The 22,806-nt window shown below is 37.4% G+C and carries 20 protein-coding genes; 11 read left to right on the forward strand and 9 right to left on the reverse strand.

From position 1 onward, the window contains the following. Nucleotides 1-26: 26 nt before the first annotated feature. Together ACY2RT_RS13185 and glyA are read right to left on the reverse strand one after the other, a co-directional pair. Nucleotides 27-536: a GNAT family N-acetyltransferase gene (locus ACY2RT_RS13185; protein ID WP_490156387.1), complete on the reverse strand. Its 510-nt coding sequence runs from the start codon at nucleotides 534-536 to the stop codon at nucleotides 27-29. 3 nt (nucleotides 537-539) lie between these two features. Then, nucleotides 540-1,814, reverse strand: a complete 1,275-nt coding sequence (gene glyA, locus ACY2RT_RS13190; RefSeq protein WP_490156388.1) for a serine hydroxymethyltransferase — start codon at nucleotides 1,812-1,814, stop codon at nucleotides 540-542. 107 nt (nucleotides 1,815-1,921) lie between these two features. Here glyA and fahA point away from each other — a divergent pair, with 107 nt between their 5' ends. After that, nucleotides 1,922-3,199, forward strand: coding sequence for a fumarylacetoacetase (gene fahA, locus ACY2RT_RS13195; protein ID WP_490156389.1), 1,278 nt, complete (start codon nucleotides 1,922-1,924; stop codon nucleotides 3,197-3,199). A gap of 53 nt (nucleotides 3,200-3,252) precedes the next feature. Beyond that, complete coding sequence (locus tag ACY2RT_RS13200; RefSeq protein WP_490156390.1) at nucleotides 3,253-4,437, forward strand: hypothetical protein; 1,185 nt, start codon at nucleotides 3,253-3,255, stop codon at nucleotides 4,435-4,437. A gap of 35 nt (nucleotides 4,438-4,472) precedes the next feature. Here the strand turns inward: ACY2RT_RS13200 and ACY2RT_RS13205 are convergent, their stop codons facing one another. Next, a complete protein-coding gene (locus tag ACY2RT_RS13205) occupies nucleotides 4,473-4,919 on the reverse strand; it encodes a nuclear transport factor 2 family protein (protein WP_490156391.1) in 447 nt (148 codons plus the stop codon). Nucleotides 4,920-5,010: 91 nt separating this feature from the next. After that, complete coding sequence (gene ytxJ, locus ACY2RT_RS13210) at nucleotides 5,011-5,406, reverse strand: bacillithiol system redox-active protein YtxJ (RefSeq protein ID WP_490156392.1); 396 nt, start codon at nucleotides 5,404-5,406, stop codon at nucleotides 5,011-5,013. A gap of 219 nt (nucleotides 5,407-5,625) precedes the next feature. Between ytxJ and clpB the strand changes: the two genes are divergently transcribed. The 6 genes from clpB to ACY2RT_RS13240 all read left to right on the forward strand — a co-directional run bounded on the left by clpB (nucleotide 5,626) and on the right by ACY2RT_RS13240 (nucleotide 12,156). Continuing rightward, nucleotides 5,626-8,235, forward strand: a complete 2,610-nt coding sequence (gene clpB, locus ACY2RT_RS13215; protein WP_490156393.1) for an ATP-dependent chaperone ClpB — start codon at nucleotides 5,626-5,628, stop codon at nucleotides 8,233-8,235. 136 nt (nucleotides 8,236-8,371) lie between these two features. After that, nucleotides 8,372-8,968: a TetR/AcrR family transcriptional regulator gene (locus tag ACY2RT_RS13220; protein ID WP_490156394.1), complete on the forward strand. Its 597-nt coding sequence runs from the start codon at nucleotides 8,372-8,374 to the stop codon at nucleotides 8,966-8,968. Between the two features lie 44 nt (nucleotides 8,969-9,012). Beyond that, a complete protein-coding gene (locus ACY2RT_RS13225; RefSeq protein WP_490156395.1) occupies nucleotides 9,013-9,498 on the forward strand; it encodes an acyl-CoA thioesterase in 486 nt (161 codons plus the stop codon). 31 nt (nucleotides 9,499-9,529) lie between these two features. Beyond that, nucleotides 9,530-11,263 (forward strand): redoxin domain-containing protein, encoded by a 1,734-nt coding sequence (locus ACY2RT_RS13230; protein ID WP_490156396.1) that lies wholly within the window; start codon nucleotides 9,530-9,532, stop codon nucleotides 11,261-11,263. A gap of 107 nt (nucleotides 11,264-11,370) precedes the next feature. Beyond that, nucleotides 11,371-11,505: a hypothetical protein gene (locus ACY2RT_RS13235; protein WP_490156397.1), complete on the forward strand. Its 135-nt coding sequence runs from the start codon at nucleotides 11,371-11,373 to the stop codon at nucleotides 11,503-11,505. A gap of 117 nt (nucleotides 11,506-11,622) precedes the next feature. Next, on the forward strand, nucleotides 11,623-12,156 hold the full coding sequence (locus tag ACY2RT_RS13240) for a SixA phosphatase family protein (RefSeq protein WP_490156398.1): 534 nt from the start codon (nucleotides 11,623-11,625) through the stop codon (nucleotides 12,154-12,156). Here the strand turns inward: ACY2RT_RS13240 and ACY2RT_RS13245 are convergent. After that, nucleotides 12,153-12,902, reverse strand: coding sequence for a DUF6503 family protein (locus ACY2RT_RS13245; RefSeq protein ID WP_490156399.1), 750 nt, complete (start codon nucleotides 12,900-12,902; stop codon nucleotides 12,153-12,155). The two genes, ACY2RT_RS13240 and ACY2RT_RS13245, sit on opposite strands and share 4 nt — an antisense overlap. A gap of 92 nt (nucleotides 12,903-12,994) precedes the next feature. On the opposite strand from ACY2RT_RS13245, the gene smpB reads away from it, so the two are divergent. Further along, a complete protein-coding gene (gene smpB / locus ACY2RT_RS13250; protein WP_490156400.1) occupies nucleotides 12,995-13,462 on the forward strand; it encodes an SsrA-binding protein SmpB in 468 nt (155 codons plus the stop codon). Nucleotides 13,463-13,480: 18 nt separating this feature from the next. On the opposite strand, the gene ACY2RT_RS13255 is transcribed toward smpB, so the two are convergent. From ACY2RT_RS13255 to ACY2RT_RS13270, 4 genes are all read right to left on the reverse strand, one after another. Beyond that, entirely contained in the window at nucleotides 13,481-14,800 is a 1,320-nt protein-coding gene (locus tag ACY2RT_RS13255) for an HTTM domain-containing protein (protein ID WP_490156401.1), read from the reverse strand. After that, on the reverse strand, nucleotides 14,800-15,906 hold the full coding sequence (locus tag ACY2RT_RS13260; RefSeq protein ID WP_490156402.1) for an imelysin family protein: 1,107 nt from the start codon (nucleotides 15,904-15,906) through the stop codon (nucleotides 14,800-14,802). The genes ACY2RT_RS13255 and ACY2RT_RS13260 overlap by 1 nt, the downstream gene beginning before the upstream one ends. Beyond that, nucleotides 15,906-17,309: a di-heme oxidoreductase family protein gene (locus ACY2RT_RS13265; RefSeq protein WP_490156403.1), complete on the reverse strand. Its 1,404-nt coding sequence runs from the start codon at nucleotides 17,307-17,309 to the stop codon at nucleotides 15,906-15,908. Before ACY2RT_RS13265 ends, ACY2RT_RS13260 begins: the two co-directional genes overlap by 1 nt. Before the next feature lie 82 nt (nucleotides 17,310-17,391). Then, entirely contained in the window at nucleotides 17,392-18,567 is a 1,176-nt protein-coding gene (locus ACY2RT_RS13270; RefSeq protein WP_490156404.1) for an imelysin family protein, read from the reverse strand. 413 nt (nucleotides 18,568-18,980) lie between these two features. Here ACY2RT_RS13270 and ACY2RT_RS13275 point away from each other — a divergent pair, with 413 nt between their 5' ends. Continuing rightward, complete coding sequence (locus tag ACY2RT_RS13275) at nucleotides 18,981-21,458, forward strand: DUF5686 and carboxypeptidase regulatory-like domain-containing protein (RefSeq protein WP_490156405.1); 2,478 nt, start codon at nucleotides 18,981-18,983, stop codon at nucleotides 21,456-21,458. Nucleotides 21,459-21,912: 454 nt separating this feature from the next. Then, the gene (locus tag ACY2RT_RS13280; protein ID WP_490156406.1) at nucleotides 21,913-22,803 is read left to right on the forward strand and encodes a linear amide C-N hydrolase; all 891 of its coding nucleotides are present in this window, start codon (nucleotides 21,913-21,915) and stop codon (nucleotides 22,801-22,803) included. Nucleotides 22,804-22,806 lie beyond the last annotated feature (3 nt).

Genomic DNA, 22,806 nt, shown 5'->3' on the forward strand with positions numbered 1-22,806 from the left:
CTATTACTTATAAATATATAAAAAAATTAGGATTTGGTTGAAAAAAGTAATAATTCCTCAGGGTCGCCTTTAAAAGTATAGGTTCCCGATTGCTTCAGCCCCAGTTTTTCCAAAAGCTTTATAGAAGCTGTATTGTACGAAACCGTAAAACCCAGGATCGTAGTTAGGTTTAGTGTATCTTTTGCATACTTTATAACAGCCTGTGCAGACTCAAAGCCATACCCTTTATGCATGTATTCATCTAAAAAAGCAAACCCTACATCCGGGTGTTCCAGATCTTTTCGTTTGTACAACCCACAAGAACCAATAGGAGTTCCGGTTTCTTTTAATTCAACAATAAAGGCTCCATAGCCAGGGTCTTTATAACACGGCAAATATGATTTCTCAATGTATGCTTCGGCATCTTTGACCGTATGTATCTTTCGGTCACCTATATATTTCAACCAGCCTTCACTATTCATTAGCTCGTAGATAAAGGGAGCGTCCTGAAGGGTGTATTCCCTGAGTTGAAGTCTTTCGGTCTCAATAAGAATCATGTACTATTTTTTAAAAAGAGGCTTATCTGCCATCATTCCATATACCTTTTCTGAAATTGCTTCCAGTCTGGCATCATCTTCAAAATTAGCGATCACCTCATCCATCAATGCTACGATCTGAAGCATATGGTCTTCCGTTAAGCCTCGCGTGGTAACAGCAGCAGTTCCTACTCTGATTCCGCTGGTAACAAAAGGTGACTTATCATCAAATGGCACCATATTCTTATTAACTGTAATATCTGCCTTTCCAAGGGCTTCTTCAGCTTGCTTACCGGTAATATTCTTATTACGAAGGTCTATCAGCATCATATGATTGTCTGTCCCTCCGGAGATAACTTTATATCCTTTATCCATAAAAGCTTGTGCCATCACAGCGGCATTTTTCTTCACCTGGATCATATAATGTAAAAATTCATCTGTTAAAGCTTCTCCAAATGCGATTGCCTTTGCTGCAATAATATGTTCTAAAGGGCCACCTTGATTTCCAGGAAAGATTCCGCTATCCAATAACGAGGACATTTTACGCAGATTTCCATTTTTAAGTGTTATCCCAAAAGGATTGTCAAAATCTTTTCCCATCAAGATCATTCCACCTCGAGGGCCACGCAACGTTTTATGTGTAGTGGTCGTGACTACATGGCAATGTGGAATTGGGTCCGAAATAATCCCTTTGGCAATTAATCCTGCCGGATGTGCAATATCTGCCATTAAAATTGCGCCTACCTTATCTGCTATTTCTCTAAATCGTTTATAATCTATTTCTCTGGAATAAGCAGAAGCTCCGGCAATGATCATTTTTGGTTGCTCACGAACTGCTATTTCTTCGATCATATCATAATTTAACATTCCGGTGCTCTCTTCTACGCCATAGAATACCGGAGTATATAATTTTCCGGAAAAATTCACGGGAGATCCATGTGTTAAATGCCCTCCATGTGCCAGATCAAAGCCTAAAAACTTGTCTCCAGGTTGCAAACAGGCAGCAAATACAGCTGTATTCGCTTGCGAACCACTATGAGGTTGAACATTTGCATATTCTGCACCGAAAAGTGTTTTAGCCCTATCAATAGCTATTTGTTCAACTTCATCCACTATTTCACAGCCTCCATAGTAGCGTTTTCCGGGATAGCCTTCTGCATATTTATTGGTGAGTACAGACCCGGCTGCTTCCATTACCTGGTCACTTACAAAATTTTCGGAAGCTATTAATTCCAAGCCATTTAACTGGCGTTGTCTTTCAGCTTCAATTAATTCAAAAATCTGTTGGTCGCGTTGCATATTTTTTCAGAAAAAGTTATTAGGAATCAAAAGTAATAAAAGCTTGTGGTTACTTCCGAAGAAATTATATATTTGATTAACAATTTACGAACAACAAATAAACTGTTATGCCATTAACTGCCAACGACCCTTCAAGAAAAACGTGGCTGGATACGCCTCCAAATACAGATTTTCCTATTCAAAATATTCCATTTGGTGTGTTTTTAACCCGAGATGATATTATTACCATTGGAACTCGCATTGGGGATTATGCTATTGACCTGGGTGCTTTGCACCAATTAGGGTATTTCAAGGGAATTGAATTGACCGATGATATTTTCCTGCAAGATTCTCTTAACGATTTCATTGCCGACGGCCGAAAAACCTGGCGTTTGGTGCGAAATAGAATTTCAGATATTTTTCTGGAAGGAAATAATGAACTTAAGGACAATGCTGAACATTGTAACCATATCCTCTTCACTTTAGACGAAATTGAAATGCAATTACCTGTGGATGTGGGAGATTATACAGATTTTTATGCAAGTAAAGAACATGCCACCAATGTAGGGTCCTTATTCCGTGATCCTGAAAATGCATTGTTACCCAATTGGTTGCGAATTCCTATTGGGTATCACGGGAGAAGTTCTTCAATTATAACTTCCGGAACACCTATTCGAAGACCCATTGGGCAAACCAAACCGGGAGATGATGGAGTACCCGGCTTTGGACCTTCAAAATTATTGGATTTTGAATTGGAAATGGCTTTTATAACTACAGATAGTAATGATCTGGGGAAGCGTGTTTCAATTTCAGAAGCTGAAGATTATATTTTTGGATTAGTTCAATTTAATGATTGGAGTGCCCGAGATATTCAGGCATGGGAATATGTTCCTTTAGGACCTTTTTTGGGTAAGAACTTTGCTTCTACCATTTCCCCCTGGATCGTAACTTTAGATGCTTTGGAGTCTTTCAGGACCGAAGGCCCTATACAAGATCCCGCTCCTCTTCCCTATTTACAGCATGGAGAGAACAAAAACTTTGACATAAAATTACAAGCGGCTATCCAGCCCGAAGGAGGAGAAGAAACGGTAGTTGCTAATTCCAATTTTAAATATATGTATTGGTCTATGGCACAACAGCTAACACACCATACAGTAAATGGCTGCAATGTTAGAAGTGGTGATATGATGGGTAGCGGAACGATCTCCGGCCCTACAAAAGATTCCTTTGGTTCTATGCTTGAATTGACCTGGCGTGGTCAAAATCCAATCACTTTAAAAGACGGATCTCAACGTAAGTTCATTAACGATAATGACACGGTGATCATGCGTGCATATTGTGAAAAAGACGGCCTCCGGATTGGCTTTGGAGAGTGTAGCGGGAAGGTACTTCCGGCAAAGCTGTAACAAGTTTGGCATTACAATTGTAATTTACCCTCCATAACCAAAACAATTTCGTTATGAGACACATTATTACTTTATTCAGTATGGCACTATTGCTCGTAGCGTGTAATAGTGTAAAAAGGAACCAAAAGCTTCTGGCAAAAGGCAACTATAACCAGGCCATTTCATTGGCAGTAAAGAAGCTCCAGAAAAATAAAGGTTCCGAAAAGAACGATGCGCATATTATCCTACTTGAAGAAGCTTATAAGAAAGCTGCTGAGGAAGATATCCGCCGTATTACATTTCTAAAGAAAGAAAATGATCCTGCTACTACAAGAGAAGTCTATCACCTTTACAGCAATTTAAATGAAAGGCAGAACCTAATACGCCCTTTATTACCTCTTTACAGTAGGTCATTGGATAGAAATGCCAAATTTAAACTCGTAAATTATACTGACGACCTCATTGCTTCCAAAAAAGCCTTTTTGGAATACCTGTACCATGAAGCTTCGCTGTATATGAACAGACAATCCATTGCCGATTATCGTACAGCTTACAATATTTATTGTGAGATAGATGAGTTACAATCCAATTACCGCGATGTAGGTGCTTTAAAAAAAGATGCTCATTTTTATGGTACCGATTTTATATTTGTAACACTCAATAACCGAAGTGGTCAAATCGTTCCATTTCGTTTAGAACGTGAATTGTTAGATTTCAACACCTATGGTCTGGATGATTTCTGGACCGAATATCACAATGAACGCCAACAGAACATAGACTATAATTTTGGAATTGCACTTAATTTCAGAGAGATTGCCATTTCACCTGAGCGTATTTCAGAAAAAGAAATTATCCGTAAAAAACGAATTAAAGATGGTTGGGAATACAAAAAGGATCGCAACGGTGAGATTATACGTGATAGTCTGGGGAATGCAATTAAAATAGACAAATATGCAAATATAACTGCCCGGTTAACTGTTACCGAGCAGACCAAATCTGTCCTGGTTGGTGGAAATGTAATTTACAGAGATCTGATAGCAAGACGCGACCTCAATAATTTTCCACTTTCCAGCGAATTTATCTTTGAAAATGTTTTTGCAACATATCGCGGAGATAAACGCGCTTTGCTCGATGAAGACTGGGATCTGATCAATAATAGGTTTGTTCACTTTCCAAGTAACGAGCAAATGGTATTTGATGCCGGAGAGGATATAAAGATTAGACTCAAGGATATTTTGAAAAATAATTCGATACGATAATAAAAAGCTCCCTATTTGGGAGCTTTTTATTTTGCTTATTTCTTCTTTCTGGGGTAAAACTCCCAAAAAACATTAATGATCTGCCATTCATTATTTATTTTTACCAAGTGAATGTTCTCTTCCCATCTCATATTTGGATATCCGGTGATTAAAGTCGCTTTTGCCATATTTCCGAAAATAGCAACATCCTTAACTTTATTACTTTGTTTTTCTAATGGAAGTGGAGGTTTTTGAGACATTAGCTCTTTTAACTTTGAAGGAGGAAAATCATCACTTAGACTTCCATCAGGGTTCAAGCCTCTTTTAGCAAGCCGTGGATGAAGTGACTTATTCATTTCTTTAAAATTATTTTCAAAGAAATTTTCAATATAATTTAAGATGGAGCTTTCGATTGCCTGCGAATCAGTAGAAGTTTCCTGGGCATTTACTCCAAATGTAGTTAGAGTAATCACCAAAAATAGTAGTATAACTTTGTTTTTCATTTTGGAGATTTTATAATTTAAAAAATTAAAGATAGCCAAACCTAAGGAATGGGTGAAGCAATCTGTGTTAACGAATGTTAAGATGATAAAATCATGCAATTAAAGCACTCAAATGAGAAGCTTGAATATTGTGGTGAGATGCATGATGCACAGTATTCCCGTTTTTGATCACAATCAATTGCGGGCTTTGGTGCATCACCTGAAACTTATAGCCTACTTCATCCGAAACATCACGAAAGCTCAATAGGTCCAGGTAATACAATTTTAACTTATCCGGGTCAATATCGTAACTGCTTTCAAACTGGTTTAAAACCATTTGACTAATCCCACAGCGTGTAGAGTGCTTAAAAATTGCCACCGGTATTGTTTTCGACTCCTCTGTAATAGTATTTAGTTGTTCTAACGAACTGAGACGGTGCCAGGGGACTTCTTTTATTTCTCTTTTTTCATTGCTGTTGTCCGATTTAAATAATCCGAATAAACCCATAAAATTTAATTTATACAAAGATAGTATTACTGTTTTCTTTTTTCTGAATAAAACAAGCTATTCTGAAAACTCATCAGTCAAAATGTCGCTCAATTCCTTACAAAATCGGTCATTTTGTCTCAAAATCAATATGGCGTATCTTTTGAAATAAGTATTCAGGAATTAAAGATCTAAATAACTTCTGAAGCAGTATTCTTCAGAATAAAATATATAAAAGCTATGAATTTTAACAACTTTACTATAAAATCGCAAGAAGCTATACAGCAGGCACAACTGCTGGCGCAGAGCTTCGGGCATCAGCAAATTGAAAATGAGCATATTTTAAAAGCTATTTTTGAAGTGGATGAGAATGTAACGCCATTCTTACTTAAAAAATTAAATGTGAATCCGGAAATGTTGCAACAGATACTGGATAAACAGTTGGAGAGCTATCCAAAAGTCTCTGGAGGAGATATTATGCTATCCCGTGAAGCTGGAAAAACCGTAAATGAAGCTAGTATTATTGCAAAAAAAATGAACGATGAATACGTTTCTATTGAACATTTATTGCTCGCTATTTTTGCTTCAAAAAGTAGTATTGCACAAACACTAAAGGATCAAGGTGTTTCAGAAAAAGGGCTAAAAGCTGCAATCTCCGAATTACGCAAAGGAGACACGGTAACTTCGCAAAGTGCAGAAGAAACTTATAATTCATTGAATAAATACGCTCGCAACCTCAACCAATTGGCTCGCGATGGGAAATTGGATCCGGTGATAGGTCGTGATGAAGAAATACGTCGTATTCTTCAGATTCTATCACGCCGTACCAAAAACAATCCTATGCTGGTAGGTGAACCCGGTACAGGTAAAACGGCTATTGCCGAGGGTTTAGCACATCGTATAGTGGATGGCGATGTTCCCGAAAATTTAAAATCAAAAGAAGTGTACTCTCTGGATATGGGCGCATTAATTGCCGGTGCTAAATACAAAGGTGAATTTGAAGAGCGGTTAAAAGCCGTCATCAAAGAGGTGACCTCCAGTGATGGAGATATTGTACTCTTCATTGATGAGATCCATACTTTAGTAGGAGCTGGTGGCGGACAAGGAGCAATGGATGCTGCAAATATTCTTAAACCTGCTTTGGCACGTGGTGAACTTCGCGCAATCGGTGCGACTACTCTGGATGAATACCAGAAGTATTTTGAAAAAGACAAAGCTTTGGAGCGGCGTTTTCAGAAAGTAATGGTAGATGAACCGGATACTGAAAGTGCTATTTCTATTCTTCGCGGAATCAAAGAAAAATACGAAACACATCACAAAGTACGAATCAAGGATGAAGCGATCATCGCTGCTGTAGAACTATCACAGCGCTATATCACCAACCGTTTTCTACCGGATAAGGCCATCGACCTGATGGACGAAGCGGCATCAAAACTAAGAATGGAGATCAATAGCAAGCCGGAAGAGCTGGATGTACTGGATCGAAAGATCATGCAACTGGAAATTGAAATTGAAGCTATTAAACGTGAAAAGGACGAGTCTAAATTGAAATTGCTGCGATCTGACCTTGCGAATCTAAAAGAAGAGCGAAACGAATTGAATGCGAAATGGAAGAGTGAAAAAGAAGTAGTGGATAACGTTCAGCAGGTCAAGACCGAAATTGAAGAGTACAAACTGGAAGCTGAAAAAGCAGAACGTGAAGGTGATTTTGGTAAAGTAGCCGAATTACGCTATGGAAAGATAAAAGAAGCTCAGGAAATACTTTCAGGGCTAGAAACACAGTTGGCCGAAAATCAAGAAGGAAGCTCGCTTATCAAAGAGGAGGTGACTAATGAAGATATCGCCGAAGTAGTTGCAAAATGGACAGGAATTCCAGTTACCAAAATGTTGCAAAGTGATCGTGAAAAACTCCTGAAATTGGAAGACGAATTGCACAAACGTGTTGTAGGTCAAGAAGAAGCTATTGTAGCTGTAAGTGATGCTATTCGTAGAAGTCGAGCAGGTTTACAGGATGCTAAGCGCCCTATCGGGTCCTTCTTGTTTCTGGGGACAACCGGAGTAGGTAAAACAGAACTGGCAAAGACATTAGCATCGTATCTGTTTGATGATGAAAGTGCAATGACACGTATTGATATGAGTGAATATCAGGAACGCCATAGTGTGAGTAGATTGGTAGGTGCTCCTCCCGGATATGTTGGCTACGATGAAGGAGGGCAATTAACTGAAGCTGTTCGAAGAAAACCATATTCTGTAGTCCTGTTGGATGAAATTGAAAAAGCACACCCGGATACCTTTAATATCCTATTACAGGTATTGGATGAGGGTCGCTTAACAGATAATAAAGGGCGTGTGGCAGATTTTAAAAACACGATTATTATTATGACGAGTAATATAGGAAGCCACATCATTCAGGAGAAATTTGACAGCGTAAAGGATATTGATACCGCAATGGAAGGGGCAAAACTGGAAGTGCTTGGGCTATTGAAACAAACTGTAAGGCCTGAATTTTTAAACCGAATTGATGACATCATCATGTTTACTCCTTTGACGAGAACTGATATCCATAAGATCGTTGGATTACAATTAAAAGGGGTAGCCAAAATGTTGTCGAAACAACATATCACATTGGACGCAACGGAGGAAGCAGTCAAATACCTGTCTGAAAAAGGATTTGATCCACAGTATGGTGCGCGCCCGGTTAAACGAGTTATTCAAAAAGATGTCCTGAATACACTTTCGAAAGAGATTCTTTCCGGAAAAGTAAGCACAGATAGTATCATCTTACTGGATAGCTTTAATGACGAGTTGGTATTTAGAAACCAGAGTGATCTGGTGAACAGTAAAGGTTAGAGTTCCTCAAAAACTTCGTTTTATAATTAATAGGTTAGTAGAAAAAACACCTGTCGAATTCTGACAGGTGTTTTTTTGAATAAAAATATACCGTTTGGTATTTTTTTATTAAATTAGCTCTTTCAGAAATTAAAGAATGCTCACAAAAGCCGAACAAACCACAAAATATATTATTGAGAAGGTAGCTCCTATTTTCAATAAAAAAGGTTATGCAGCAACTTCAATCGCAGACATTACAGAAGTGACCGGCCTAACAAAAGGAGCTTTGTATGGCAACTTCGAAAACAAAGAAGCCATAGCTATTGCCGCATTTAACAAGAACATTAATGACCTCTTAAAAAAGGTATCCCTGCATCAGGAAAAAAGTAGTTCTCCTTTACAGAAACTCTTTTTGATCACAGATTTCTATCGCAACTATTACGAATACAGTACAGAACTTGGAGGTTGTCCTATCTTAAATATTGGAGTAGATGCCAAACATCAAAACACAAAGCTATTAGCACAGGTTCAGTATGTGATCAACAAAACTCAAAACAATATTATCAAGTTAGTACAATGGGGTATTGAGGCGCAAGAGATCAAAAATGATGTAAACCCGGAACGATTCGCCAAATATTTATATTCCCGAATTCAGGGTGCTATTTTTATGAGCCAGACCATGCAGGATAAATCATACCTGATTGATGCAACAGATGAAATAGACATAATTGTACAAAAAAACCTTAAAAACTAATTTTTTTATCTAATAATATACCAATTGGTATAAAACTAATATTTATGAAAGACTTACCTAAAGTACTGGAAACAAAAACGCTCATTCGTTTTCAACATTGCGATCCCTTCAACCATCTTAACAATGCAGAATACCTTAACTATATGGTAAATGCAAGAGAAGATCAACTAATCTCATATTACGACATTGATATCTATAAAATGGCTCGCAAAGAAGGTAAGAGTTGGGTGGTGGGTACCAATCAAATTGCCTACATCCGCCCTGCTTTTACTATGGAAAACATTGTCATCGAATCACAAATGTTTAGTTATAGTGATACAACCATAAACGTAGAGATGAGAATGTATAATGCAGACAAAACCGAATTAAAAGCTGTTATGTGGAGTACGTATGTACATTTTAACCTTTTAAAGCAAAAAAGAGAAACACATTCTGAAGGTTTTATGGAACTATTCAAAGCAGTCCTGAACCCAATTGAAGAAACCTCTTTTGAAAAGCGAATTTTAGCTGTCAAAACACAAAAGGTGTAAGCTTTTTAGTACTTTCGCAAAAAACATTTCTGTGCCCAAAATCGCTTTCTATATAGTCTTAGCACTTACCCTTATTGCATGCAATAAGCCTAAAGCCATCACGGACAGTCGCACAAATGACTATGCTTTATATGATGAATCCGGAGGATTTCACCGACTGTCTTATTATAACGACAGTAAGGCAATAGTCCTTTGGGTGCAAGGGAATGGTTGTCCTATTGTTAGAAATGCACTAACAGATTTTCATGAAATTGTTTCGGAATATAAAGAAAAGGGCTTCATTTTCTTTATGCTCAACAGTAACATTCAGGATGAAAGGGAAAATATTAAAGAAGAAGCTTCAGAATTTAATTTCCTGGTCCCGGTACTGGATGATGCCGCTCAACTTATTGCCGATGAATTAGACATCACTATCACTGCCGAAGCGATCGTACTCCATCCTGTTAGCCGGGGAATTCTATACCGCGGCCCTATCAATAATCGTCTGGATTACGAAGTACAAAAAAACATTGCTACGGATAACTATTTAAGAGATGCATTGGACGCTGTTTTGAAAGGAAAAGTACCCTCGCAAAAACAAGAGATGACAAGAGGTTGCACGGTAACCCGGCTTTCAAAGATCCATAAAGAAGATACGCTTACATATACGAAGGACATTGCACCTATTCTTGAGCAAAAATGTGCAAAATGCCATATTGAAGGCGGTATTGCTCCCTGGTCCATGACAGATTATAATAAGATCGTAGGCTGGTCCGCTATGATGAAGCAGGTATTGCTAAGTAAGCGTATGCCTCCATGGAAAGCAGACCCGTATATTGGAGAGTTTTCCAACTCTCTGGCTTTGGAAGATTCCAGCGCGCGAAAGATTGTTGCCTGGATCGATAATGGAATGCTTAAGGGCGAAGGAGAAGATATACTTACCACAATTCCGCCATTAACTAAATTATGGCAAAACGGAGATCCGGATGAGATCTATAAGATGGAAACAGAAACAATTCCGCCTACGGGGCGCCTCCGCTATCGCTATCAAAAGATCCCTCTAAAAAATTCTGAAGATAAGTGGTTAAAAGGGATTGAAATACAACCCGGAAATCCCAAAGTAGTACATCACGTTGTTATTACTAATACCGAAAGAGACATAAGAAGTCCTATCACCAATCGCGAACAGAGAAAATGGACTGATAATTTTATTGCACTTGGAGGTTCCGGCATACAGTCTACCCTGTTTCCTGAAGCGTCCGGAATATTTCTTCCAAAGAACACAGAACTAACCATACAAATGCATTATACAGTAACAGGTAAAGAAGAAACTGACCAGACAATTCTTGGTTTGTACTATCACGATACGATTCCAAAAAAAGAATTTTATCCCCTGTCTCCCTCAAATACCGAATTTGTAATCCCTCCTTTCGGAAAGAATATAAAACTCATTGCAGAAGATTCTATCCAAAGAGATATCAAGCTACACTACATAATGCCACACATGCATTATCGTGGAAAGAGTATTACTTTTTCGGTGATATATCCTGACGGAAGAAAAGAAATAATCGTTTCGGTGCCCGATTTCAACTTTAACTGGCAACGGCTGTATTGTTTAAAGGAGCCTAAGTCTATTCCAAAAGGGTCAAAAATTATAGTGGAAGGTATTTACGATAATACCTATCAAAATCCTTTTAATCCCGATCCCGAACAAGAACTCACTTTCGGGATACAAAGTACGGACGAAATGTTGATCGGTTTTTTCAACTATACTCTAGATGACTAATTTTTAGTTAATTACAACTTATTTTTTCAGAATTACTTCACGATAGTTGTAACAAAATATGCGTTTCGCTCGTCTATCTAATACATCAATCATAAATAATTAACAAAATGAAAACACAAGTGATTCCTTCAGAAAAAAAGCGCAACAAGAAAAAATATAACAATATCTTAGGTATTTATATTGCTTTTATCACAACGATCACCATAACCTATTCGGTAATAATTATTTTTCAGAATTTGTAATGAGACCCCCTCCCTAGAATCTGAAAGGCTTCTCTTTGTAATGTGCTGCTTTAGATAGCTGAAACAGTTAGATTTGGTTTTTAGATTTTGTACATTTAATCACTAAAACCGAAAACTGTGCGAAACCTTTTTATTTTACTAGCCCTTTCCATAGCCTTTATTTCCTGTAATTCCGCTGAAGAAAAAAAGACTGTTGAAACCACTCCTGAAAAAATTGTCATTACCACCTATTATCTTATACGCCATGCGGAAAAAGACCGTAGCGACCCTACTAACAGGAACCCGGAACTTACTGAAGCCGGCTTGCAACGGGCTGAAAACTGGGCAGCCCTTTTTAAAAAAACAGCTTTCGACCAGATCTATTCCACCAATTACAATCGTACCATGCAAACTGCCATGGCAACGGCCAATGATCAAAATATCGCAATAGAAAATTACGATCCCGGAGATATGTATAACGAAGATTTTAAAACTCAGACCTCTGGAAAGACTGTTTTAATTGTTGGGCATAGTAATACAACACCAAAATTTGTAAATGCCATCATAGGTAAAGACATCTATACCGATATGGACGATACTGATAATGGAAGTTTATATATAGTTACAATTGCCGGAAACGAAAAAAATGTACAGATCTTAACTGTAAATTAATTCTTTGAAATCAGTTCTACACCCACTGCTTCTGTTTCAATTTTAGAAAGCAATTTCAGTTCGTTTGCTTCAAATAATGCATCCAGTTCGGTTAGAGGAATGGTCAGGGTCTCGGGTTTATAGTTATTGTAATCCACAAATCTTATACCTTCTATCACACGAGGGTTATAGGCTTCACGAAATCGAATTCCGCCACCATCTACAGCATAGCTATATGCCAGATAATCTACGGTATAATCTTCTTTATGTACCCAATAAACAAAAGCATCTTCAAAGTCGGTTCCACCACCTTCTTCAGTAAAAGTGACACCAATTTCATAGTATGGTTCTCCTTTAATAGTAGCTTCTCCCAATAATTCTTTCTGTACTGCCGCAGCATTGAGTCCAAAAGGCAGTTGTACAAAATAATGTACCGAATTTACACTATTGGAATACCTTGTCGCCATAGAATCTACGACTGCAATAAGGGTATCATTCTTATAACGCATGAAACCATCATTTGTAAGAATATCGTGAGTAACACCAGTAGAACCTGAAGTAATACGCTCCAATTGATATGCACCTCCATTACGTCTGTTGATATAACAGCGGTCTCTGAAAGTAAAATCGATAACTACATGACCACAATTGCCATTACAAGAATTTTCAATTGCTTTATCGATGATAGATTGAGCAGTTACAGTCTCCTTTTTTTTATTACAGGAAATAAAGAATAGAACGGTAAAAACAATAACCAGATACTTCATAGGTTTATTTGTATGTAAAATACATAAATGCTTACATGATAAACGAAGTTTTATGATAGAGATTCTATGAATCTTTCTATTTTTGCTCCGTAATGGTAATTCAGAAAGACGTAAAAATAAAAAACCGAAAGGCCCGATTCGAATACGAGATCCTTGATACGTATACGGCCGGGATTGTATTGGCCGGCACCGAAATTAAAGCTATTCGGGAAGGTAAAGCGTCTATTGCCGAAAGTTTCTGTGAGTTCAATGATCAACATGAGTTATTTGTTATCAATATGACCGTACAGGAATACTCGCACGCTACGCATTTTAATCACAACCCTAAGAGTGAACGGAAACTATTATTGAACCGTAGCGAACTCAAAAAATTGGAGAAAGAAGTAAAGAATTCAGGTTTAACAATCATTCCATTGTTGCTTTTTACCAACGAAAAGGGTCTGGCCAAACTACAAATAGCATTGGCGCGGGGTAAAAAACAATACGATAAACGCGAATCTATAAAAGAGCGTGATACCAAACGTGACCTCAGCCGGATCAAAAAGGCTTTTAATAACTAAAGTTAATTCTTTATAATATTACTGTTCCTCTAAAACATGATCATAAATGTCATTCCTGCCTATTGTCAAAAGGTCCAATTTCCCGGAAAGATATTGACGAGAAGGCCGACCATTTAAAGTAACATAAGAATCTACTGTAATACTAACATCTTTATATCCACTTTCATTGTATTTTTTTTCCAAAAACCGGGCGTACTGCCAGATCATATCGGGTTGAAAGCTCATTTGTTTTTCCTGAATCACTGTTAAGTGGTTCTTGGGATATTCGGTCCAGCGTTTTCCTGTTTCTTTATCTTCAACATAAAAAATGGAGTAGCCATTCTTTTCTATAAGCATTACATTCCAGCTAAACCGAAAATTACGTTCTGTCCAAAGTATATTTTCGTTATATAAAAAATGGCGAAGTGGTAAAAATACTTGTACAGTAAAAAATATTACTAAAACAATTAGTTTAAGATTTGAAAGTTTTAAATACTGTTCTTTTGCGGTCAGAGAAAAGTTTACGGGAGTTTTTTTTAATAGTTTTTTCCAATCTTCAGCAGTTACAAAAATTACGGATCCCGCAATCATTATCCAGGGAAATAGTCCAATATTGAATAGCATTGCAGTCAACGAATGGAATATAACAACCGCAATGAATGCATAAGGTCTGGTTCTTTTATTCCATAAAAGAAAAGGAATTGAAAGGTCATAGAATACTCCAAAATAACTAAATACGTAAGCAGTTGTTTCATATTGAAATAATTCACCTATTAAAGGCAAATCTGTTTTTGCTTTAAGCCATATTTTTAACGGCATAGCTTCTAACAACCAGTCTGGTTTCAATTTGGCAATTCCTGCAAAAAAATATACAATACTAATTTGAAGTTTTAAAATAAATGTAGCCCATGCACCAACACTATTAGACCTTAATCCTCTTATCCATTTGGAATCCAGAGAATATCCTTTATGGGCAGGTATAAGGCATAACAAAAAGGCAATGATCGAAACAAAATAATAGTGGTTTAAATACCAGGATTTTTCAATAAGTTCGAGATAAGTAAAAGAAAAAAAGAAAACGATTGTGGCTATTCTGTAAAACAATCCTAATCCAATACAAAGAGCTGCTAAGGCACAAATAGTAACAAAACCGTACATAACTGTAGCATTATTAAAAGGCTGTACCCAATCAAAAAACTGATATGTAAAATGAAAATTCGGTTCCAGATAACAGGTCTCCACCCAACCATTAGCTATAAAACGTATCAGAGAGAAGCACATCAAAAAGCCAAATGCAACCCTATATACCGCTAAAGGAAAAATATGAGTAGAGGAATATAGATACTTTTTAAAAAACACTAATCTCCGTCATTATCATTGAACGTAATGGTAGAACCAATAAAGCTTGCCATATCTACCTTGATCAATACTAAAAGTTCATTACAGGCATTCTTGAGTTTTAAGACTTTTTCAGGATTGGTTTGCAGTGTACTGTTCAAACCTTGATCGAAAGCAGCTATGTGGTTTTCAACAGCATTAAAAGCTGCTTTTATGGTATCCCGTAATTGTGTATTGTCAAGATTAATCAGGTAATCATCAAAGCCAATTCTACGTGTATTTTCTTTATAGCTTCCATTAAATGCCCTTCGTAATTCTTCGATATTATTTCGTATCATTTCTAAAGAAATATCGCTTCGGAAGGCTTCAAACTCTTCTATATTCGTAAATCCTCCATTGGTATCTCCCAGGGCCTTTCCTAACTTACTTATTATAACCTCTTCCAATAAAGTCACCATTGCATTTACAGTCTGGTTTTGTCCTCCGTCCAGATCACTTTGTACTGCTTCAGTGAAGACAGGGCCATAAGTAGTCCACAAATCTTTTATTTCTTCTGAAGTAATTTTAAGATCTTCAGAAAGTGCCGCCAGATAGTCAATTCTTCGTAAATTAGATTGCAATTCACTAAGAGTCGTAGTAGCATCTTCATTAAAAAGAAGGTACTCCATTGCTGCGATCCCCTTTGAAGAAGACCCGACAGAATTTATGAAGTTGAGGTTTATAGGATCCGAGCCTTCTATAAGACTTTCAATAGTATTGGTGTTTGTTGGCCAGGTATTGATTCGGGTATGTATAAAACTATCATTAACATCCCCTATGTCATATACTTCACAACGCTTCCACCAGTTCGCTGTAATTTTCCACTTTTCCCGAAGTGTTAAAAGGTTCTCTAAAGAAGTGTCATTGGAAAATGTTTTTGTTGCCAGGAATAATGCTTCCGTTTGTAGTACAAACTCTTCATGCAATGGAAGAATTCCATTAGTGAAAAGATTCCTCAACTGGTCTCTGCGGTTATATTCAATTTGTGCCTGGTCTTCAGAGATTCCATCATTCTCACAACTGGTTACTATAAGAAAGAATAGTATTACAAATAAGGGAACAGTACTAAATACAATATTTTTTTTCATTATAATGAATTAAGAAAGAGAAGTAATTTTTCACGGTCTGCAGCAGATAGGTTTACAAAATCATTTTTCGAACTTTCCGCCTCACCCCCATGCCATAGAATAGCTTCTTCAAGGTTTCGGGCTCTTCCGTCGTGTAATAAAAAAGTATGCCCGTTTACGGTTTCAATAAGTCCAATTCCCCAAAGTGGTGGAGTTCGCCATTCGTTAGCTGTTGCCAGAAAGTCCTGGCTCCCGTCTGCTAAATCGGGACCCATATCATGCAATAAGAGATCAGTATAAGGCCGTATAGTTTGATTTGAAAGGGCGTTTATTGACGGATGTGTTCCTGTAGTGATCTTAGGGGTATGGCAGCCAGTACAGTTTATTTGCTCAAAGATTGATTTTCCTTCTAAAACATCCTGATCTTCCCAATCTCTTCTTCCGGGTACTGCCAAAGTACTCGCATAAAGTGCCATTTTTTTAAGATTTTCATCTCCAATTTCCGGTGTTCCTCCATTGGGAATAGTTGAACAATCTACAGTTGGCGGACAGTTTTCATCCGGAAATAAAGAACTTGTAATCCCCAAATCGCCTGAAAAAGCACCTGCTGATTGTTGTAAGACAGAGGGTTGATTTGCTTTCCATCCAAACCTACCCATCTTAATGCTGCCTGACGCAACATCCCAAACATAATTTGGTCTTCCGCTGATTCCGTCATTATTGCTATCATTTTCATCTGCAAGTGAAAGCAATACAGTTTCATCTATAGCCTCCAGTAAACCCATTCCACTCATATGGTTGGCCACACGCGGTGAAATATTTGTCGCTAACAAGTCTCCTTGCGTGAGGTTTGTAATTGTATAAGTAGGTTTTCTTAAAGAATAGGAAGTTCCGTCCGGATATTTCCCCGGTATTTCAACATAGGTGATTTCGAAGCCAGCTTCAGTATCTATACCTTCTATAGATTGATCTTGCAATTGCCCGCCATAGTTAGGATCTGGTAAGGGCACTCCGAAATCACCATTGCCAATGCTTAATCTCAATAATAGTCCATGACTTATTTCTCCATTGAATTCCGGAGGCCTTCCTCTTCCATCTTTAAAATGGCAACCGGAACAAGCCCTCGAATTAAATAAAGGGCCTAAGCCATCTCTAGCTGTAGTGGAAGCGGGAGCCGTTACCCAATTCTGATTGAACAGAGAGTTCCCAACAAAAAAATCCAGGCTTTCTTCATCATTTAAATTTGGAGCTTGAAAACCAAATGCATTTGGAGATATATCAAAAATCGTGGTTTGCCCACCTGAAAATTCTTCCCCGTCTTCCGGTAATAATCCAATATATCCGGAGTTATCATCATTTGTACACCCTGTAAAGAGTACAATAATAAAAGCCGGTAACAACAGAAACTTTTTAATTTTTTGCATGATTCTAATAAAAAGCAAACTGGCGAAGACCATAAGTCAACGCCATTTTGCAATGGTTGGCAATTCAAATAATCATTTTTTCTTACTCAGGCACTACGGTTATTCCCAATGCTGCACCAGCCAGTACAAACTGGTCTCCCAGATCCTGTAGTGCATTAACCGCCTGTAATACTTTAGCACCTTCTACACTTGTACTCCCTTCAATGATAGCAAGATCAAATGGAGTTCCGGTATTGTCTACATCGGTGCTTGCTGTATTTAATTGACCGGTAACTTCTGCTCCTCTTGTCTCATCAGCCTGATTTACAAGGTCTCTTATAGATGCCCCGGATATCGTCCCATACGTACCATTGTAAACATTACGTATCCCATCAAAGTTCAAACGAATATCTCTATGGGTATTATCACTGAAACAAGAGTGTTCATCTTCCTGATCCTGATTACTTAAAGCAACAAACATGCGCTCTCCTGCCAATTCAGATTTAGACAAGGTTGCAATTCCGGTAAGCATATTCTTTATAGCTGTATCTTCATCTAAAGCTAAAAAGGTAGTATAGTAGGAACCTCCTGTAGCCCATTCATCCAACATGAGTTGTAAGTGGTCCAATAACAGTTCTGCACAAATAGAAACATACTGTCTTCTTCTATCCTGATTTTCGGCAGTACCTCCGTCAACAAAATCTGTATAAGGTCTTAAACCTGCCTGATTATCACTTGGTGAGGTATTGTCCTGTCCCCAAAGCAAAAATTCAATAGCATGATATCCAATACTAATATTAGCCTCACCTCCAAGTTCATTCAATGACTCCAGTAATTCTTTGGTTAAACTAGGGTAGTTAGTAAGGTCATTAATAATGCCTGTATCTGGCACCCCTTCTACATAGTCAATATAATTTTCATCTAAAGGCCATGCATTTAACAAACCTTCCGGTCCATCTTCATCATCTATAGGCCCCGAGGCAAAACGAAATGCTTCAGTAGGACCGTAGGATTCTCTTGCTGTTTTCCAGGCTTGTTTTGCTGCATTATGATTTGCTTCCGTAGGATCGGCTATAAATGTGTTAAGACTTGTTTGAAGAGCTACAGCATCATTGTAGGCATCCTGATAATTTTTGAGTACAATAGCAGCATAATTTGCTATTACTTCTTGCTTTGTAACTAAATTTGGGTTAGGAGTTCCGCTGTCATCATCACTGGAACACCCCGTTAGTGCTACAAAAAATACTGCGATTAGTGTTGTAAATATAAATTTTTTCATTTGTTATTTTTATTTAGAATGAATAAGAATAGTGCGAAAGTATATTAGGATTTTTTAATACGCAAGTATTATTAAGAATAATTTTAAATAATAATATTAACAATACAAACGTATTAAGCTCAACCTTTTCATTGCCAGAAATTTGAGTAAATTATCAATAGAAAAGTTATTAAAACAAAGTACAATGTAAGTTGTATAAGGAATATCCCAGATTCTTCATTGTATTTGAATGACACTTCTATGTGATTTCGAAGGAGAGAAACAACCGGAGGAATCTCAATAAATTCTTCGCTGCGCTCTGAATGGCAATTCCCGCTTCACACTCCCAGCTTCTAAGACTTTTTCCTAAATTTTTATTAAACAGACAACCTTTTTAAATATATCTTCGTCTTTTTGAATAGATATTAACACGCATGAAGAGACTTCTATTTTTAGCTTTTTTTCTTTTAGCATTTTTTACACAAGCCCAGATCGTAGGTAAGGTTACCGATACCAAAGGAGAACCTCTCCCCTTTGTAAATATCTATCTGGAAAACAGCTATGCCGGAACCACTACCAATAACGATGGCAATTATGTACTAAGTGTAGAAAAAGCTTCCGAGTACAAGATCATTTTTCAGTTTTTAGGGTTTAAGACCATTACCAAAGAAATTTCAATTGCCTCCTTTCCGCATATTCTCCATATAACGATGGAAGAAGAATCTACTAGTCTAAAAGAAGTGGTGATTTCTTCCAAAGAGGATCCTGCTTATCGTATCATTCGTGAAACCATCGCACAGCGAAAATTGAATCTTGACAGAATTTCAGCATTTAAAGCCGATTTTTATTCACGTGGAATCTGGCGTGTAGATAGTATTCCCGAAAGGATTCTCGGACAAGAAGTGGGTGACCTCGACGGAACTTTAGATTCAACAAGGACAGGAGTGATCTATCTTTCTGAGACCATTAGTGAAATAGCCTACCAGAAACCGGATGATTTTAAAGAAAGGATCATTGCCAGCAAGGTTAGCGGAAATGATAATGGTTTCAGTTTTAATAGTGCGCAAGATGCTAATTTTTCATTTTATGAAAATACGATCGATATCAATGCAGCCATTGTTTCTCCTATTGCCAACAATGCTTTCAGCTATTACAAGTATAAGCTGGACGGGGTATTTTATGAAAGTAATAAACTCATCAATAAAATCATAGTGACTCCTCGTCGTCCTAAAGATAGAGTATGGCAGGGCATTATTTATATTGTGGAAGACGACTGGCAATTGTATGGTGTGGAGCTTACTACTACCGGGCAGGCGATACAGGTGCCTTTTATTTCTGAATTGATCTTTAAACAGAATTTTAAGTTTGACTCTAAATACAATTTCTGGGTGAAGATCTCGCAAACCATTGACTTTGGTTTTGGTTTTTTTGGTTTTAACGGTGACGGAAGATTTATCGCCGTATATAGTAATTATGATTTCAATCCGCAGTTTGAAAAAAGGTCCTTTACAAATGAAGTATTGCTTTTTGAACCTGAGGCCAATAAAAAGGACAGTCTGTTCTGGAAAGGTACACGCCCTGTTCCGCTTACCAATGAAGAACTGAATGATTATATCCGGAAAGACAGTATTCAAACACTGCGGAAATCACAAAAATATCTGGATTCTATCGACCGGGAGAATAATAAGTTCAAGTGGCACAGCCCCGTTACAGGCTATACGTATGAAAACAGCTATAAGAACTGGGACCTCAACTACGAAGGGCCTTTTCCAAAGGTTAATTTCAATACCATACAAGGTTGGAATGGCGGTGTGGGCCTTAATTATTTTAAAAGTTATGATGAAAACAGCACCAAATGGCTTTCTGTCTATACACGTGCTACTTATGGAGTTTCGGATAAAAGGATTCGTATTACCGGAGGCATTGCAAAAAGATTTAACAGGGTCAACAGATTGCAGTTATCACTTTCCGGCGGAAGTGAAGTTGTACAATTTAATTCTTCAGAACCTATTCTTCCCTTTATAAACTCGGTTGCTTCACTCTTTTTTGAACGCAATTATATGAAGGTGTATGAACTAAATTATGGGAGCTTCGGCTACAGTCAGGAATTATTTAATGGACTCAGAATAAGAACAAGTATTGGCTACGAACAACGAAAACCACTCTTTAATACCACGGATTATGTCACTTTACCTGCAGATAATGCGACCTATACGTCCAACAACCCATTAGACCCTGTTAATGTTACCACTGCTGCTATTGATCAACACGATATCATTAAAAGTAGTATTACTGCCAATATTACTTTTGGACAAAAATATATGACATATCCGGATGGTAAATACAATCTTAGGAATGAAAAATTCCCTGAGCTATCCATTACTTTTGAAAACGGCCTGGGAGCTTCTAATGATGACTATAATTTCAGTCAGTTGCGTGCCAGTATCTTTCAGAATCTGAGTCTTGGAAATAAAGGAGAGTTTGCATATCGTTTAAAAGGAGGGGCCTTTTTTAACGGGGATGATATTTCTTTTGTAGACTACCAACATTTTAATGGTAACCAAACCTGGGTAGGAACTTCCTCTACTTACACTAATGTTTTTAATCTCTTGCCCTATTACAGCTTAAGTACTAATAAAGGTTATTTTGAAGGACATTTGGAGCATGATTTCAGAGGCTGGATCTTAGGGAAGATTCCCGGGATCAATCAGCTTAATTTTAATCTGGTCGCCGGGGCGCATCTGCTTAGTATTGAAAACAGCAAACCTTACACTGAGCTCTCTGTTGGTATTGACAATCTGGGCTTTGGAAAGTATCGCTTATTACGTCTGGACTATGTACGCTCCTATTTTAATGGAGGCAGTGACGGGGCTTTTATTTTTGGCTTAAAGATACTTGGATTGTTTCAGTAATGTTGGGGTGCGAAGGCCAAAGCTAGGCGTTGGGTGTTTGGTGTTTGGTGTTTGGTGTTTGGTGTTTGGTGTTTGGTGTTTGGTGTTTGGTGTTTGGTGTTTGGTGTTTGGTGTAAAATACTAATTTCAAACTTCGGGCTCCCCACTTCCACCTTCATACCTCCTGCTTCTATATTCCAACTATATGTCATTCCGAACAACGTAAGGAACCTCTAAAGATTCTTCGCTACGCTCTGAATGACAATCTATCTCCCTGCTTCCAAATTCATTTTTCAAACCCCTAACAAAATTTTCTTATCTTTGAGTTTCTCTCCCTAGGTTACCCAAACCTCAATTTAAGTGACCTCTTTAATTTTTTTAACCTTGACAATTATACCCTATTTATAAAGGGGTTAATGCTTTTTGTATTGATGTAAACGAATTAATACAATATAATAATTAAAAAATTACAATCATGTGTACTTCATTTTTAGCATTTCAGTCAGGAACATTTGCCATTACCGGCAGGTCACTGGATTATGATCAAAATTTAAATTATGTTACAAATCAGATTGTGGCAGGAACCGTATTTAATTCAGTTTTAAATAATGGAGTCAGTTGGAGGTCTATATTCGATATTTTCACTATTGACTCAGTTGGTGATCCTTACAACATTTCTTTTGAGGGTATAAACTCTGCAGGACTTTCAATAAGCGGGAATCTGGCAAATGCAAGTTATCCTCAAAACTACCCGGGCGTTACTATTTCATCAGACGATATTGTTAACTGGGTTCTTTCTCAGGCTGGAAGTATTGAAGAAGCTGCTACTTTATTAACCACAATTAATATTAATAGTACTTGGCACTATCACTATATTGTATTTGACAAAGATGGAAACAGTGTTGTTGTTGAATATGAAAATCAAAAAGGGATTACATACTTTAACGAAACCAAGGTCTTAACAAATAACCCCAATTTAAACTATCATTTGGAAAACCAAAATAACTATGCCAATATAAGAAATTGGAGTCCTAACGCTCTGCTCCCAGATTCAGGAGATCAATTCCATGGACAGGGAATGCTCGGTATTCCAGGAGATTGGATGTCCACTTCAAGATTTACTAAAGTAAATACTATGCTAAATTTTTCACTTAATTATACCAATGGAAATACGGATGCAATTTATCTAAGTAAAAGAATATTGGATTCAGCTAGTTTAATTAAGGGTATTGATGTTGGAAATAGCGCAAACGGAAGCCCTATTTACACTCAAGTTCAAATAGTTAAGGACCTGATAAACAGTGTTGTCTATTGGAGAATTTATGATGCTGAAGCATGGACAATAGTAGATATTCAATGGAAATAATAA

It is taken from the genome of Ulvibacter sp. 2210JD10-4, from assembly GCF_058148525.1.

Bases quoted from the DNA above. Each gene is read 5' to 3' on its own strand.
- ACY2RT_RS13265 (WP_490156403.1), bottom strand. From the start codon at position 17,309: ATGCAAAAAATTAAAAAGTTTCTGTTGTTACCGGCTTTTATTATTGTA.
- glyA (WP_490156388.1), bottom strand. From the start codon at position 1,814: ATGCAACGCGACCAACAGATTTTTGAATTAATTGAAGCTGAAAGACAA.
- ACY2RT_RS13260 (WP_490156402.1), bottom strand. From the start codon at position 15,906: ATGAAAAAAAATATTGTATTTAGTACTGTTCCCTTATTTGTAATACTA.
- ACY2RT_RS13185 (WP_490156387.1), bottom strand. From the start codon at position 536: ATGATTCTTATTGAGACCGAAAGACTTCAACTCAGGGAATACACCCTT.
- ACY2RT_RS13225 (WP_490156395.1), top strand. From the start codon at position 9,013: ATGAAAGACTTACCTAAAGTACTGGAAACAAAAACGCTCATTCGTTTT.
- clpB (WP_490156393.1), top strand. From the start codon at position 5,626: ATGAATTTTAACAACTTTACTATAAAATCGCAAGAAGCTATACAGCAG.
- smpB (WP_490156400.1), top strand. From the start codon at position 12,995: ATGGTAATTCAGAAAGACGTAAAAATAAAAAACCGAAAGGCCCGATTC.
- ytxJ (WP_490156392.1), bottom strand. From the start codon at position 5,406: ATGGGTTTATTCGGATTATTTAAATCGGACAACAGCAATGAAAAAAGA.
- ACY2RT_RS13200 (WP_490156390.1), top strand. From the start codon at position 3,253: ATGAGACACATTATTACTTTATTCAGTATGGCACTATTGCTCGTAGCG.
- ACY2RT_RS13270 (WP_490156404.1), bottom strand. From the start codon at position 18,567: ATGAAAAAATTTATATTTACAACACTAATCGCAGTATTTTTTGTAGCA.
- ACY2RT_RS13220 (WP_490156394.1), top strand. From the start codon at position 8,372: ATGCTCACAAAAGCCGAACAAACCACAAAATATATTATTGAGAAGGTA.
- ACY2RT_RS13280 (WP_490156406.1), top strand. From the start codon at position 21,913: ATGTGTACTTCATTTTTAGCATTTCAGTCAGGAACATTTGCCATTACC.
- fahA (WP_490156389.1), top strand. From the start codon at position 1,922: ATGCCATTAACTGCCAACGACCCTTCAAGAAAAACGTGGCTGGATACG.
- ACY2RT_RS13235 (WP_490156397.1), top strand. From the start codon at position 11,371: ATGAAAACACAAGTGATTCCTTCAGAAAAAAAGCGCAACAAGAAAAAA.
- ACY2RT_RS13245 (WP_490156399.1), bottom strand. From the start codon at position 12,902: ATGAAGTATCTGGTTATTGTTTTTACCGTTCTATTCTTTATTTCCTGT.
- ACY2RT_RS13205 (WP_490156391.1), bottom strand. From the start codon at position 4,919: ATGAAAAACAAAGTTATACTACTATTTTTGGTGATTACTCTAACTACA.
- ACY2RT_RS13275 (WP_490156405.1), top strand. From the start codon at position 18,981: ATGAAGAGACTTCTATTTTTAGCTTTTTTTCTTTTAGCATTTTTTACA.